This window comes from Pseudomonas sp. TTU2014-080ASC (genome assembly GCF_001446935.1).
Classification (GTDB): Bacteria; Pseudomonadota; Gammaproteobacteria; order Pseudomonadales; family Pseudomonadaceae; genus Aquipseudomonas.
In genome coordinates this window covers 692,379-707,187 of sequence record NZ_LKKK01000002.1, presented here as the reverse complement: position 1 = coordinate 707,187, position 14,809 = coordinate 692,379, and the positions used below count along the sequence as shown (strand labels likewise).

The following is a 14,809-nucleotide window of genomic DNA, read 5'->3' as shown; positions in this document are numbered from 1 at the left end:
CGATGAATGCCCTGCGGCGCGTCTGGGACCACTTCGAGGAAGGTTTTATCGCCTTTCTGCTGGCAACCATGACATTGGTTACGTTCACCTACGTAATCCTCAACAACCTGTACACGCTGTTCTACAACCTGGCTGACCGCTGGGAGAGCACCAGTGACTTCTTCCTGAATATCGGTGACTTCATCCTCGACATGGCTCAGTCCATGACCTGGAGCACAGCACTGACCAAAGCCTTATTTGCCTGGCTGATTTTCTTTGGCCTGGCCTATGGCGTGCGCACCGCAGGCCATATCGGCGTAGACGCGCTGGTGAAACTGGCGAGCAAACCGGTGCAACGCATTATCGGCATCATCGCCTGCCTGGCCTGCCTCGGTTACGCCGGCCTGATTAGCGTCGCCAGCTACGACTGGGTAAAGACCCTCTTTATCGCAGGCATCGGCGCTGAAGACCTTGGCCATTTTGGCGTCATGCAGTGGCACATCACGGCCATCGTGCCATTTGGATTTGCCTTGGTATTTATCCGCTTTGCTGAAATTTTTGTGCGCATCCTACGCAACCAGCAAACCGGTCTGGGACTCGCGGATGAAGCCGCTGATGCCCTGAAAATCAATGAACACGAGGAGCACAAGTAATGACCATTCTGTTCCTCTTCCTGCTGCTGTTTTTGTTGATGTTCATCGGCGTGCCGATTGCGGTTTCGCTCGGCCTGGCCGGCTCCATGACCATCATGCTGTTCAGCCCGGACTCGGTGCGTTCACTGGCGATCAAGCTGTTCGAAACGTCCGAGCACTACACCCTGCTGGCGATTCCGTTCTTCCTGTTGTCCGGTGCCTTCATGACCACCGGCGGCGTGGCCCGTCGCCTGATCGACTTTGCCAACGCCTGCGTCGGTCATATTCGCGGCGGTCTGGCTATTTCGGCAGTACTGGCCTGCATGCTGTTCGCGGCACTGTCCGGCTCGTCTCCGGCCACTGTTGCGGCTGTAGGCTCGATTGCTATTGCCGGGATGGTACGCTCGGGTTATCCACAGGCCTTCGGTGCCGGTATCGTGTGTAACGCCGGTACATTAGGCATCCTAATTCCGCCATCGATCGTGATGGTGGTCTACGCCGCAGCAACCGAGCAGTCTGTCGGCAAGCTGTTTATGGCGGGCGTCATCCCTGGCCTGCTGCTGGGCCTGGTACTGATGGTCGCGATCTACGTCGTGGCGCGCAAAATGAATTTGCCAGCCATGCCACGCGCCAGCCTGCGTGAGTTCCTGAGCGCTGCACGCAAAGCCATCTGGGGCCTGCTGCTGATGGTGATCATTCTCGGTGGTATCTACACCGGCATGTTCACCCCGACTGAAGCTGCAGCCGTGGCAGCGGTGTACTCAGCGTTTGTCGCCCTATTCGTCTACAAAGACCTGAAGATCAGCGATTGTCCACGCGTACTGCTGGAGTCCGGCAAGCTGAGCATCATGCTGATGTTCATCATCGCCAACGCCATGCTGTTCGCCCACGTGCTGACCACCGAGCAAATCCCGCAGACCATTACCGCCTGGGTAGTAGAAATGGGCTTGCAGCCCTGGCAGTTCCTGCTGGTGGTGAACATCGTGCTGCTGATTGCCGGTGCCTTTATGGAGCCCTCGGCGATCATTCTGATCCTGGCGCCGATCCTGTTCCCGATTGCCATGCAACTGGGCATCGACCCGATCCACCTGGGCATTATCATGGTGGTGAACATGGAAATCGGCCTGATCACACCGCCAGTTGGCCTGAACCTGTTTGTGACCTCAGCGGTGACGGGAATGCCGTTAACCAGCGTAATCAAGGCAGCCTGGCCATGGCTGATGATGCTGATCAGTTTCCTGATTGTGATCACTTACATTCCAGCTATCTCGCTGGCCTTGCCAAATTGGCTGGGTATGAGCTGATTGCTACTCGTATGTGCCTGTGTGCAGGTTGTGCCTGCATACTTGAAGCCCGGCATTAGCCGGGCTTTTTTTGTGGACTGAAATAACCAGGAGGGATGAAATCGGGGGACTGCTCGCTGCCCGATCAGGCCCGCGCCAACTCCGGAAGATCGCCGGACAACCCCAGCGCCTGACGCACAAAAAGCGCCTTGGCCTGCGGCATTTCATCGACCCATTTAAGGCCGGTGTTGCGCAGCCAGCGCAGTGGCAGTTGATCGGCTTGGAACAGGCGCTCGAAGCCTTCCATTGCCGCCATCATCGCCAGATTGTGTGGCATGCGGCGGCGCTCGAAACGACTCAGCACTTTCACGTCATTCAGATCTTCACCACGCTCGGCCGCGTGCAACAGCACCTCAGCCAACACCGCTACATCAAGAAAGCCCAGATTGACCCCCTGCCCGGCCAGCGGGTGAATGGTGTGCGCAGCATCACCGATCAACGCCAGCCCCGGTTCCACGTAACGCTTAGCATGGCGCTGACGCAGCGGAATACACAGGCGCGCATCAGCATGCAGCACCTCGCCCAGGCGATATTCAAAAGCTTCACCCAGCTCTGCACAGAAGGCGGCATCGTCTAACGCCATCAAACGCTCAGACTCTTCCGGCGTCACCGACCAGACGATCGAGCACCAATGCTCGCCCTCAGCGCCCTCTAAAGGCAGGAAGGCCAGCGGGCCGTGATCAGTAAAGCGTTGCCAGGCCGTGGCCTGATGTGGCTTGCTGCATCGCACGCTGGTAACAATGGCGTGATGCAGATAATCCCATTCACGGGTTTCACAGCCAGCCAGACGGCGTACGGCGGAGTTAGCACCATCAGCTGCAATCACCAGCTTGGTACGCAATTCGCGACCATCATTCAAGGTCAGCAGCCAGCCATCACCGGAGTGACGCAAATGCTCAAGACGGGAGTTGGCCAGCAGCCCGACATCACTGTCGTGCAGGCGCTCCAAGAGCGCATCCTGCACCACACGGTTTTCGACGATATGGCCAAGCACATCAGCGTGTACGCTGGACGCACTGAAATGAATCTGCCCGGTCCCAGAGCCGTCCCAGACCTGCATTTCGCTATATGGGCAGGCGCGCCGGGCTTCGATACCCTGCCACGCACCCAGACGTTCAAGAACGCGCTGACTGGCCATGGACAATGCACTGACACGCGGCTCAAAAGCGCCCGCCTGAAACGGTGCCACTTCAAGCGAGCTGCCATCGAGCAGCAGAACGTCCAGTCCCTTGTTCTGCAGGGCCAGCGCCAGCGCGCTGCCTACCATTCCTGCACCGACGATGATCAGATCAGCTTGCATAATCCTTCCTTATCCCGCCTGCCGAGCCTGCGGCTTGAGCCGCACATAAAGGGTTTTGTGCACCCGTGCCACCACATCACCGGCAGCATCCAGCACTTCAACCTGTAGTTCAGGCAGATACTTTTCGCCACCTGCGGTGCGCTGGCGGATGTCATCCAGCAGCGCTTCATCAATGCGAAAATCGGCGTACACCGTGCCTTTGCCCGGCGCGACGAAATCAATGCTGGCAGCCTTGTCCCAGACGATGTAATCGCGCCCGAGCCGCTCCATCACCATCAACATGAAAAATGGATCGGTCATGGCATACAGGCTGCCGCCAAAGTGGGTGCGCACATAGTTGCGGTTATACCAGCGCAGCGGCATTTCTACCTTTATCTCACTGAAATCCGCGCTGATGTGCCGCACCCAAACTCCAGCCCCCAGATAGGGTGGATAAAGGTTCATGATCCAACGCAGCATGCGCGCCTTGCGCGCTAACTTAGCCGACACGCTTAAGATTCCGCGCGCACGCCAAGGCCCATGGCCTGACGGGCAAACCAACGCTTGGCTGGCGGCAACAGGTCAAGGCCTATGAGGCCCAGGTTGCGCCCGGCAACCAGCAGTGGCTGGCCGGTGCTGAACAGGCGCGTGACCTTATCGGAGAAGCCCACCGTTAGCTGCTGATCCAGCAGCTGGCTGTCGACATAACGCTGCAACGTATTTAAATCACCCAGCGGTGCATCGCTGCCAAGCAGGGTTTCAGCCAGCACCAGGGTGTCGCGCAGCGACAGGTTGTAACCTTGCCCGGCAATCGGATGCAGGGCATGTGCAGCGTTGCCCAATACCACAAGATGCGGGCGTATCTGTTCTGTGGCCGATGTCAGCGCCAACGGATACAGATGGCGTGTGCCAACCTGACGTAACTGGCCCAAGCGATAACCAAACGCCTGCTGCAACTCTTCAAGGAACGGCCGTTCCTCCAGCGCGTGCAGACGCTCTGCTTCGGCGGTGGCACGGGTCCAGACCAACGCACAGCGGTTATCAGTCACCGGCAGCATGGCCATCGGGCCTTCGTCGGTGAAGCGCTCAAACGCCAGCCCTTCATGGGGCAGCTGTGGCGTGATGTTAGCGATCAGCGCACTTTGCCCGTAGGGCGAGACACTGATATTGATACCCAGCTGTTCACGCAGACCGGAGCGTCCGCCCTCAGCCAGAATCGCCAGATTGCACTCAAGCTCGCTGCCGTTTTCTAACGTCAGGCGATAACCGTCGGCAAGGGCCTGCATGCGACTGACTTGCGCCGGGCTGCGCCAGCTCACCACTTCCTGATCCAGCCCGTTCCACAGGCATTCACCAAGCCAGGCGTTTTCCACCACGTAGCCCAGCGCGGGCACGCCCTCTTCCTCCGCATTCATGCGGGCTGCGGCAAAACGGCCACGGTCAGAGACGTGTATCTGGGTAATCGGCTCGGCGCGCTGGCTGATCGCCTGCCACAGGCCAAGCCGTTGATAAATCTGTTGCGAGCCGTAAGACAGCGCAGTGGATCGCGCATCGTAGCTGGGCTGATAGCCCGCGCCGGGGGTGAACGGCTCGATCAGGCAGATCGTCCAGCCACGCTGTTTGGCCTCGCTCTGCAAAGCCAACGCCAGACTGGCACCGACCAGTCCCCCACCGATAATCGCAATATCCACGCGCTGCATAGGTCAGGCCGCCTCGCTGCGCGCCGCAGCCATCAGCGCTTCGATTTCGGCAACGGTTTTCGGTACACCACCGGTGATGATCTCGCAGCCGGTCTTGGTCACGATCACATCATCCTCAATACGCACGCCAATACCGCGCCATTTCTTGGCGACATTCTGGTTATCCGCCGCAATGTAGATGCCCGGTTCAACGGTCATTGCCATGCCGACTTCCAGTTCACGCCATTCGCCGCCGACCTTGTACTCACCGACATCGTGCACATCCAGCCCCAGCCAGTGACCGGCGCGATGCATGTAGAAGTCGCGGTAGGCTTCGCTGGCGATCAGCTCATCGACGTTACCTTTGAGCAAGCCCAGCTCGACCAGACCACTGGTGATCACACGTACAGTCGCCTCGTGCGCCTGGTTCCAGTGTTTGCCCGGTGCAATCTCTTTAAACGCTGCTTCCTGCGAAGCCAGCACCAGCTCGTAGATCGCCTTCTGCTCAGGGGAAAACTTGCCGTTAACCGGGAAAGTCCGGGTGATATCGCTGGCGTAGCAGTCGATCTCACAGCCTGCGTCGATCAGTACCAGATCACCATCTTTCAGCGGTGCATCGTTCTCGCGGTAATGCAGGATGCAGGCGTTCTTACCTGCTGCGACGATGGAACCGTAAGCCGGCATCTTCGCCCCGCCCTTGCGGAACTCGTAGTCCAGCTCAGCTTCCAGATGATATTCGTACAGCCCAGCGCGGCTTGCCTGCATAGCACGCACGTGAGCGCGTGCTGAGATTTCAGCCGCGGCCTTCATCACCTTCACCTCCGCTGCCGACTTGTACAGGCGCATGTCGTGCAGCAGGTGCTCCAAGGTGATGAATTCGTTAGGCGGCGTAGCACCCTGACGCGCTTTAGAACGGATCACATTGATCCACTCCATCAGTTGGCGGTCGAACTCATGGTTGGTGCCCATGGCCGAGTAAACGCGCTCGCGCCCTTCGATCAGGCCCGGCAGGATGTCATCGATATCACTGATCGGGAAGGCATCGTCCGCACCGTACTGGCTGATCGCACCTTCCTGTCCGGCACGCAGGCCGTCCCATAGCTCACGCAGCGGATCACGCTCGCGGCAGAACAAAATGTACTCACCGTGTTCACGGCCCGGAATGAGAACAATGACCGCTTCCGGCTCAGGGAAGCCCGACAAGTATTGAAAGTCGCTGTCCTGTCGATAGGTGTGCTCCACATCGCGATTGCGGATATACACCGGCGCGGCCGGCAGAATGGCAATACTGTTAGGCTCCATTTGCTCCATCAACGCTTTGCGGCGACGGGCATATTCGGCTTTTGGAATGCTGGTCATCTTGGACTTGTCCTTTTCCAGTGGCTGTCGATCAGTGCAACGACGGTTTTGCTTCTACAGGCGCAGCTTTGCCGCACTCGCTGAACAACAGCAGCGGTGCAACACGCAGGTATTCCATTACCTCCATATAGTCATTCTCACCATCCTCAGACTCGTCCAGCGCATCTTGAATCTGGGCAATAGCCGAGAGGTCCTGCAACACTTCCATCGCCTCGGCGCTAAGAGCGCTGTCGCGGGCAGTCAGGCCGAAACCGGCGAGGAAACCCTGGCACCACTGTCCCAGCGCCGTCGTGCGCTCAGCCAGGGCGGCATCATCGCCAGGCAGCAGAAGGACCAGTGTTACGTCCGTACTGTTTAACTCGCCTTTGACCATTTCCTGCAAGCCAATCAGTGCCTGACGCACGTTGTCCTGCAGCTCCGAGCCAAGCAACTCGGTCGCCTCCTGCAGCCACGGTTCGGCATCAAAGCCTGCACCAGCGCAACTGCGTCCAAGCAGCAGGCCATGCAGTTCAGCAGGAGAGACGGTGTAACCACTGCTGGAAAGCAGTGTTGCAAAGGCGGTGTACGGGGAGTTCTGAATGGGCATAAGTGCTAGGCGCTAAGCTGCGCGATGTCTAAAATGAGGGCCTTGTATCCTAGCACCGGCAGACGCAGCAAGACCATTAAAGGCGCTCGTCGGTGCTATCAAAATGCCTGACAAAGGCTCTAACACCCTCATCTGCACTATACGGTTTCATATCAGGTGCCTTTCATGACCTCATTACGTATTGCATGACGCTATCTGCAACAGACGGATGAGCTCACATTTGGGCAAAAGTTACCGAAAGACCTGAGCTAGAGAGCACCCAAGAGAGTTCACCAGCAACGATATAGTGGAATATGACAGTAAAGCCGCACATTGCACTGTCATAGCTCATTGAAAGACGCTATTTTCCTCTGTTAGTCCGCTTTAATTTTCACGAGAAGAGACCCATGGACGACGCCGATCTGCAGACTCTCACGCAAAAACTGGAACTCCTGATCCAGCGTGTGGAGCAGCTCAAGGCCCAAAACAGGTTGCTTCTGGCAAGCGAAAAAAGCTGGCGCGAAGAGCGCGCCCACCTCATTGAAAAGAACGAAATGGCCCGGCACAAGGTCGAATCCATGATTTCGCGCCTTAAAGCACTGGAGCAGGATTGATGACTCAGCCAAATACCCTGACTGTCCGTATTCTGGACAAAGAATATTGTATTGCTTGCCCGGAAGATGAACGCGCCAACCTGCAAGGTGCCGCACGTTATCTGGACGGCAAAATGCGGGAGATCCGTTCAAGTGGAAAAGTAATCGGTGCTGACCGCATCGCCGTCATGGCGGCTCTGAACATTACCCATGACTTACTGCACAAACAGCAAAACCTCGATGAGCAGGCCGATGCCAACCGTGAGCAGGTGCGTGACCTTATTGACCGGGTCGACAAGGCTCTGGAACGCGACCCCGATGTATAAATAAGACGCCTGTACACCTTAGGTTTGGGATATACTCCACAGCGCTCCCTGTAGTGTGCGCCAGTTGGTGATGTCCCTGAGCCGATACGCACAAACCCGGGGGTTGTATGTTGAGGCCGGTGTGCATGTCCGCCTGACGGAAAGCCTTAACGCCTCCTGCAACCTCCACCTTGAACTTTCGGGTTCAAGGGCTAAACCGACAGCGGCACGTCGGGGAGTCCTTTCTTAACGATGTACGACAGCACCTCTCTCAGCCGCCCCCAGTTACGCCGCCAGCTCCGCGCCGCACGCCGCGCGCTTCCGGCTGCTGCACAACGCAAGGCTGCTCAAAACCTGTATAGGCAACTGGCGCATCAACCGGTTTTTCACCGAGCCCGTCACATTGCCCTTTACCTACCCAACGATGGTGAGATTGATCCGCGCCTGTTGTTACGCGCCGCCCAAAAGCGCGGTAAAGCAACCTACTTACCGGTGCTCAGTCCCTGGCCTCGCACCAGAATGGTGTTCCAGCGAATCCGGCCCGGTGAAAAACTGATCAAAAACCGTTTCGGCATTTCAGAACCCCGGCGCAACCCGGCGCATCAGCGCAACATCTGGGCACTGGACCTGGTGCTACTACCATTGGTGGGATTCGACCGCTTCGGTGGGCGCCTGGGTATGGGCGGAGGGTTCTACGATCGCAGCTTGGCCTACCGCAGCCGACGCACTCAATGGATCAAACCAACCCTGCTGGGCCTGGCCCATGAATGCCAACAGGTTGAGCGTTTAAACATGGCTAGCTGGGATGTGCCCTTAAACGGCACAGTGACTGATAAAGGCTGGTATTAAGCAGGAGCCAAAGACTCCTGCTTTAAAATGGCTACTGCGCGACGTTCAGTTGAATCGAGGGAGAATCGGCTTTGTACTCCCAAATGCCCTCGGTATAACCCGTTGTAACGACCCCAAGCCCAAACACCAACACTAACACCCAAAGCAAATCTGGTTTGCGTTTCATACAGCTGTTATCCCTGTGTTGCTCAGCGCGGTGAGTCCGCGTCGCATAGTTTTTATTGGCCCCGGCGGTAGCGTGATTTACCGCGCCTTAATGACCCGATTTCAGGAGCAAAGTTCATGCCTTTTTGGTTAATGAAATCAGAACCCGACGAACTTTCTATTCACGATTTACAACAACTCAAGCAAGCGCGTTGGGATGGGGTTCGCAACTACCAGGCACGCAACTTTGTACGTAGCATGCAGCCCGGAGATCAGTTCTTCTTCTATCACTCCAGCTGCCCGGAACCGGGCATTGCGGGTATCGGGCGTATCGTTTCGGAACACTATCCCGATCCGACAGCGTTACAACCCGATAGCCATTACTTCGACGCCAAGGCCAACGCCGAAAAAAATCCTTGGAGCGCGATTGATGTCGGCTTTGTTGAAGCCTTCAAACGGGTCATTCCGCTTGCTCACCTGAAAGCGCAAACAGCTCTGATTGAGCTGCCGCTGGTGCAGAAAGGCACGCGCCTCTCGGTGATGCCAGTAACAGAGGAGCAGTGGCAGGCCATTCTCTTGATGCGTTGACCCCTCCCGACGGGCATTTTGGTACGATCGTTTGACCAATGTCAGCCTGGATATCAAGTCCAAGTGGCACACTGATTTAAACGATCTGGAACCGGCTGTCCCATGAGCAAACTCAACAAACCCGTGTTACGTAGCCTTGTTTTACTTGTCGTAATCGGAGCTGCCGCAGGCCTCTGGTACGAACTACGTCCCACCGGGCTCGGTGATGGATTCACCAGCGGCAACGGGCGAATCGAAGCCACTGAAGTCGATATTGCAAACAAATTGGGCGGCAGAATCGCCAGCATTGAGGTTGAAGAAGGCCAGATGCTGGAGGCCGGCCAACTGGTCGCCCGCATGGACACCCAAAGCCTCAACGCCCAGCTCCAGCAGGCCCAGGCACAAGTGCGTCAGGCTGAGAGTGCTGCGCGCACGGCCGCCGCACAGGTGCAGTTACGCGAAAGCGAAAAAGCCACGGCACAAGCCATCGTGCAACAGCGCCAGGCTGAGCTGAATGCCGCGCAGAAACGTCACAGCCGCAGCGCCACGCTGGTAAAGCGTAATGCGCTGCCGCAGCAAACGCTGGATGATGATCTGGCCCGCCTGCAAAGCGCTCAAGCGGCTCTGGCCGCAGCCCACGCCCAAGTGGCTTCTGCAAGTGCTGGTATCGCAGCTGCCCATGCCCAAGCAGAAGAAGCCAGCTCCGCCATTGAGGCAGCCAAAGCCATCGTCGAACGCCTGCAAGCAGATATCGACGACAGTGAGCTTAAAACCCCTCGCGCCGGTCGGGTGCAATACCGCATTGCCCAGCCTGGTGAAGTGCTCGGCGCTGGTGGCAAGGTGGTTAACCTGGTCGACCTGTCAGACGTGTACATGACCTTCTTCCTACCCGAGCGGGTGGCTGGCCAAGTTGCACTGGGTAGCGAAGCGCGGCTGGTGATCGACGCCGCACCGCAATACGTGATTCCGGCCAAGGTCAGTTTTGTCGCCAGCGTGGCGCAGTTCACCCCGAAAACCGTGGAGACGGCCAGTGAGCGGGAAAAACTCATGTTCAGGGTCAAGGCACGCATCGACCCGGAGCTGTTGCAACGCCACTTGGCTTACGTCAAAACCGGCGTACCGGGAATGGCCTACCTGAAGCTGGACCCCGAACAAGAATGGCCTGAACACCTGTCGATCAAGGTTCCGCAATGACCACAGCACCAGCCCCGATAGCCCGGCTGGACAAGGTTTCTCTGCGCTACGGCAACACCCAGGCCTTGGCTGAGATCAGCCTGACGGTTCCGGCGCAGCGCATGGTCGGCCTGATCGGGCCGGACGGTGTGGGCAAATCCAGTCTGCTGGCGCTGATTGCCGGTGCCCGTAAAATCCAGACGGGCCAGGTTGAAGTCCTTGGCGGCGATATGCGCAGCCGGCGGCACCGTCGGCTGGTTTGCCCGCAGATCGCGTACATGCCACAAGGCCTGGGTAAAAACCTGTACCCGACGCTGTCGGTGCTGGAAAACCTACACTTCTTCGGCCGTCTTTTCGGCCTTGATGCGCAAGAGCGCAGCCGGCGAATTGCCGATCTGCTGCACAGCACCGGCATGAGCGCATTTGGTGAGCGCCCTGCGGGCAAGCTCTCTGGCGGCATGAAGCAGAAGCTGGGGCTGTGCTGTGCATTGATCCACGACCCAGACCTGCTGATTTTGGACGAGCCTACCACAGGGGTTGATCCGCTCTCCCGCGATCAGTTCTGGCGCCTGATTCAGCGTATCCGCCAGCAGCGCCCGCAGATGGGGGTGCTGGTCGCCACGGCGTATATGGATGAAGCCGCCCGCTTTGACCATCTGGTAGCCATGGACAACGGCCGTATCCTGGCTGAAGGCAGCCCCGCCGAATTGCTGCAACACACCGGCTGCAATGACCTTGAGGCCGCCTTCATCGCCCTGCTGCCAGAGGAAAAGCGCCGCGATCACCGTGCTCTGGAGATAACACCCAGGCAGAACGCAGGCAGCGGCGACATCGCCATTGAGGCCCGCGACCTGACCTGCCGTTTCGGTGATTTTGTCGCGGTGGATCGCGTTAACTTCCGCATTGAGCGCGGCGAAATCTTCGGCTTCCTCGGCTCAAACGGCTGTGGCAAAAGCACCACCATGAAAATGCTCACTGGCTTGCAGTCGGCCAGCGAGGGTGAGTCGTTGCTGTTTGGCCAGAGCATTAACCCGAATGACATGAGCACCCGCCAGCGGGTTGGCTATATGTCCCAGGCGTTCTCCCTGTACGGCGAGCTGAGTGTGCGCCAGAACTTGGATTTGCATGCCCGCCTGTTCCATATCCCCAGTAATGAACTGGAGGCACGCATCGAAGAAATGGCCCGCCGCTTTGATCTGGCGGATGTCATGGACATGCTCCCCGGCAGCCTGCCGCTTGGCATTCGTCAGCGTCTGTCACTGGCCGTAGCGGTTATCCACAAGCCGGAAATCCTGATCCTCGATGAACCCACCTCCGGGGTCGATCCGGTAGCGCGGGACGCGTTTTGGCAGTTGATGCTGGACCTGTCGCGCAAAGATGGCGTCACCATTTTCATTTCCACCCACTTTATGAACGAAGCCCAGCGCTGCGACCGTATCTCTTTGATGCACGCTGGCAAAGTGCTGGACAGTGACACGCCGCAGGAGCTGATGAACAAGCGCGGCCTGCCAACTCTTGAGGCGACCTTTATCGCCTATCTGGAAGAAGCCGCCGGGCTGGCCGGAAAACCTGAGGCAAACGCTCCGCCAGCCCAGCAGGCGAGTAGCCACAGCGCTATCCTGCGCCAGCGTTTCAGCCTGCGCCGCCTGTTCAGCTATGCCCTGCGCGAATCCCTGGAGCTGCGCCGCGACCCCATCCGCGGCACCATGGCCTTGCTCGGCACAGTACTGCTGCTGTTTATCATCGGCTACGGCATCAGCATGGATGTCGAAGACCTGAGCTTTGCTGTCCTTGATCGCGACCAGACCACCACCAGTCAGGCCTACACCCTGTCACTTTCCGGCTCGCGCTATTTCATCGAACAGCCACCGCTGCACAGCTACGAAGAGCTGGACCGACGCCTGCGTGACGGCAGTATCAGCCTGGCCGTGGAGATCCCACCCAACTTTGGCCGCGACCTCAAACGCGGTGATGTTCCGCAAATCGGTGTGTGGGTTGATGGCGCCATGCCGACTCGCGCTGAAACCATCAAAGGCTACGTGCAGGGCATTCATGCAAGCTACTTGCAGGAACTTGCCCGCACCTCAACCACCGGCAGCGCCGCCAGCCTGGCCGGGATTGAAGTGCGCTATCGCTACAACCCGGATGTGGAAAGCCTCAAAGCCATGGTCCCGGCGGTCATTCCCATGCTGTTGATGCTGATCCCGGCGATGCTCACTGCCTTGGGCGTGGTACGGGAAAAGGAGCTGGGGTCCATCATCAATCTGTACGTCACACCGGTGACCCGCTTGGAATTTCTGCTGGGCAAGCAGTTGCCCTATGTGGGGCTGGGCATGATCAACTTTGTCCTGTTGGTGATCTTGGCCATCACCGTGTTCAACGTGCCGCTCAAAGGCAGTGTTTTCACTCTGCTGGTCGGCGGCCTGCTCTACATCATCTGCGCCACAGCAATGGGATTGCTGATGTCGACCTTTACCAAAAGTCAGATTGCCGCTGTATTCGGCACGGCGATCATCACCCTGCTGCCTGCCATCCAGTTTTCCGGCCTGATCTATCCGGTGGCAACACTGGAAGGTTTTGGCGCGCTGATCGGACAGATTTACCCCACCTCGCACTTTCTGGTGATCAGCCGGGGCGTGTTCTCCAAGGCGCTAGGGCTGGCCGACCTGTACGGCTACTTTATCCCCTTGCTGCTGACCATCCCGTTACTGTTGGCAGTGTGTGTCAGCCTGCTGAAAAAGCAGGAGGTCTGAGATGCGCAAGCTACTCAATATCTTCAATCTTGGCCTGAAAGAGCTGCGCAGTCTGCAACGGGATTACGCCTTGCTGCTGCTGATTATCTGGTCGTTCAGCATGGGGGTTTACTCATCTGCTAGCAGCATGCCGGAAAGCCTGCACAACGCCTCACTGGCCGTCGTCGATGAGGATCGCTCACAGCTTTCCGAACGCATTATTCATGCCTTCCAGCCCCCCTATTTCCGTCCACCGCAGCGCATCGACCTAAGCGAGATGGATCGTGGTATGGATTCGGGGCAGTACACTTTTACCCTGAATATTCCGCCAAATTTTCAGCGCGACTTGCTGGCCGGACGCTCACCTGCCGCACAACTGAATGTGGATGCCACCCAGGTCAGCTCAGCCTTTACCGGCGCGGGCTACATCCAGAGCATTGCGGCAGATGAAATCGCCGAATTTGTTCGCAGCTATCGGGCAACCCTGCCCCAGCAGGCCGAACTGGCCGTGCGGGTGGCCTTCAACCCGAATCTGACCCGGGCCTGGTTTGGCTCGGTGATGGAGGTGATCAACCAGATCACCATGCTCTCGATCATTCTCACCGGCGCAGCGCTGATCCGCGAGCGCGAGCACGGCACCGTCGAACACCTGCTGGTGATGCCGGTTACGCCGTTCGAGATCATGCTGGCCAAGGTTTGGTCGATGGGGCTGGTGGTACTGTGCGCCGCCGCACTGTCACTGCTGGTCGTCGTACAGGGCTGGTTAAAGGTGCCGATTGAAGGCTCGGTTGCGCTGTTCCTGTTCGGTGCTGCGCTGCACCTGTTTGCCACCACCTCGATGGGGATCTTTTTCGGCACCGTGGCCCGCTCAATGCCACAGCTGGGCCTGCTGATCATTCTGGTGCTGCTGCCGTTGCAGATTCTTTCCGGCGGCACCACACCAAGGGAGAGCATGCCGGAAGTGGTGCAACATCTGATGTTAGCGGCACCAACCACACACTTTGTCGCGCTGGCCCAGTCGATTCTCTATCGCGGCGCTGGACTGTCGATTGTGTGGCCACAACTGCTGGCCATCGCAGGCGTCGGTGCGTTGTTCTTCATTGCTGCACTTACCCGCTTCCGCAAAACCATCGCACAGATGGCCTGATTGCTCAGCCCTTACTGAACAATAAGGTTATTGAACAGCAGGTCCTGAACCAGCGGCTGACCCTCTTCCTGGGCCAGCACACTCTGTACTTGTTTGAGGGCCTCGGCCCGTAGGGCTTCACGGGCACCCGGAGTAGACATGCTCTCCTCGGTCTGCTGCGAGAAGAGCATCACCAACTGATTGCGGATAAGCGGCTCGTGGTGCTTCACCTTCGCCTCGGCCTCTGCATTGGGCACGCGCAAAGAGAGATCCGCCTTGTAGAACTTCATGCGCGGACCATTACCGAAGTTGCCAACAAAGGCTGGCACCAGCGTCACATAGGAAACCTTGGGAACCGTTTTGTCAGCCTCCTGGGCGACAGCCAGTGCAGGCAGAGAAAGGGCCAACAGCAACATCATCAGGGCTTTCACGGACAATTTCCTCGGCAGGTTGCACGCCCGTCTGAACAACGCCGGGCAAGCAT

Annotated in this window: 15 protein-coding genes and 1 other RNA gene; 10 read left to right on the top strand and 6 right to left on the bottom strand. The window is 58.1% G+C overall.

From position 1 onward, the window contains the following. Nucleotides 1-2: 2 nt before the first annotated feature. On the top strand, nucleotides 3-632 hold the full coding sequence (locus AO726_RS08735) for a TRAP transporter small permease (RefSeq protein ID WP_058067676.1): 630 nt from the start codon (nucleotides 3-5) through the stop codon (nucleotides 630-632). Continuing rightward, nucleotides 632-1,915 carry a C4-dicarboxylate TRAP transporter large permease protein DctM gene (gene dctM / locus AO726_RS08730; RefSeq protein ID WP_058067675.1) on the top strand — a complete coding sequence of 428 codons (1,284 nt, stop codon included), beginning with the start codon at nucleotides 632-634 and terminating at the stop codon, nucleotides 1,913-1,915. The genes AO726_RS08735 and dctM overlap by 1 nt, the downstream gene beginning before the upstream one ends. 124 nt (nucleotides 1,916-2,039) lie before the next feature. Here the strand turns inward: dctM and AO726_RS08725 are convergent, their stop codons facing one another. The 5 genes from AO726_RS08725 to AO726_RS08705 are packed head-to-tail and all read right to left on the bottom strand — an operon-like array spanning nucleotide 2,040 to nucleotide 6,857. Next, the gene (locus tag AO726_RS08725; RefSeq protein ID WP_058067674.1) at nucleotides 2,040-3,254 is read right to left on the bottom strand and encodes a 2-octaprenyl-3-methyl-6-methoxy-1,4-benzoquinol hydroxylase; all 1,215 of its coding nucleotides are present in this window, start codon (nucleotides 3,252-3,254) and stop codon (nucleotides 2,040-2,042) included. Between the two features lie 9 nt (nucleotides 3,255-3,263). Next, a complete protein-coding gene (locus tag AO726_RS08720; RefSeq protein WP_058067990.1) occupies nucleotides 3,264-3,713 on the bottom strand; it encodes a DUF4442 domain-containing protein in 450 nt (149 codons plus the stop codon). A 32-nt stretch (nucleotides 3,714-3,745) separates the two neighbouring features. Continuing rightward, complete coding sequence (gene ubiH, locus AO726_RS08715; protein WP_058067673.1) at nucleotides 3,746-4,933, bottom strand: 2-octaprenyl-6-methoxyphenyl hydroxylase; 1,188 nt, start codon at nucleotides 4,931-4,933, stop codon at nucleotides 3,746-3,748. Between the two features lie 3 nt (nucleotides 4,934-4,936). Next, entirely contained in the window at nucleotides 4,937-6,271 is a 1,335-nt protein-coding gene (pepP, locus tag AO726_RS08710; protein WP_058067672.1) for a Xaa-Pro aminopeptidase, read from the bottom strand. 31 nt (nucleotides 6,272-6,302) lie between these two features. Next, a complete protein-coding gene (locus AO726_RS08705) occupies nucleotides 6,303-6,857 on the bottom strand; it encodes a YecA/YgfB family protein (protein ID WP_058067671.1) in 555 nt (184 codons plus the stop codon). A 386-nt stretch (nucleotides 6,858-7,243) separates the two neighbouring features. Between AO726_RS08705 and AO726_RS08700 the strand changes: the two genes are divergently transcribed. From AO726_RS08700 to AO726_RS08670, 8 genes are all read left to right on the top strand, one after another. Then, complete coding sequence (locus AO726_RS08700; protein ID WP_058067670.1) at nucleotides 7,244-7,450, top strand: TIGR02449 family protein; 207 nt, start codon at nucleotides 7,244-7,246, stop codon at nucleotides 7,448-7,450. Beyond that, nucleotides 7,450-7,755, top strand: coding sequence for a cell division protein ZapA (locus tag AO726_RS08695; protein WP_058067669.1), 306 nt, complete (start codon nucleotides 7,450-7,452; stop codon nucleotides 7,753-7,755). Before AO726_RS08700 ends, AO726_RS08695 begins: the two co-directional genes overlap by 1 nt. 42 nt (nucleotides 7,756-7,797) lie before the next feature. Further along, nucleotides 7,798-7,976, top strand: a non-coding RNA gene (gene ssrS / locus AO726_RS20940) — 6S RNA. Between the two features lie 10 nt (nucleotides 7,977-7,986). Continuing rightward, nucleotides 7,987-8,583 carry a 5-formyltetrahydrofolate cyclo-ligase gene (locus AO726_RS08690; protein WP_058067668.1) on the top strand — a complete coding sequence of 199 codons (597 nt, stop codon included), beginning with the start codon at nucleotides 7,987-7,989 and terminating at the stop codon, nucleotides 8,581-8,583. A gap of 282 nt (nucleotides 8,584-8,865) precedes the next feature. Next, nucleotides 8,866-9,315 (top strand): EVE domain-containing protein, encoded by a 450-nt coding sequence (locus AO726_RS08685; RefSeq protein WP_058067667.1) that lies wholly within the window; start codon nucleotides 8,866-8,868, stop codon nucleotides 9,313-9,315. Nucleotides 9,316-9,417: 102 nt separating this feature from the next. Then, nucleotides 9,418-10,488, top strand: a complete 1,071-nt coding sequence (locus tag AO726_RS08680; RefSeq protein WP_058067666.1) for an HlyD family secretion protein — start codon at nucleotides 9,418-9,420, stop codon at nucleotides 10,486-10,488. Beyond that, on the top strand, nucleotides 10,485-13,220 hold the full coding sequence (gene rbbA / locus AO726_RS08675; protein WP_058067665.1) for a ribosome-associated ATPase/putative transporter RbbA: 2,736 nt from the start codon (nucleotides 10,485-10,487) through the stop codon (nucleotides 13,218-13,220). The genes AO726_RS08680 and rbbA overlap by 4 nt, the downstream gene beginning before the upstream one ends. A gap of 1 nt (nucleotide 13,221) precedes the next feature. Next, nucleotides 13,222-14,346: an ABC transporter permease gene (locus tag AO726_RS08670; RefSeq protein WP_058067664.1), complete on the top strand. Its 1,125-nt coding sequence runs from the start codon at nucleotides 13,222-13,224 to the stop codon at nucleotides 14,344-14,346. 11 nt (nucleotides 14,347-14,357) lie between these two features. Here the strand turns inward: AO726_RS08670 and AO726_RS08665 are convergent, their stop codons facing one another. Beyond that, nucleotides 14,358-14,744: a flagellar basal body-associated protein FliL gene (locus tag AO726_RS08665; RefSeq protein WP_446737419.1), complete on the bottom strand. Its 387-nt coding sequence runs from the start codon at nucleotides 14,742-14,744 to the stop codon at nucleotides 14,358-14,360. Nucleotides 14,745-14,809: the final 65 nt, after the last annotated feature.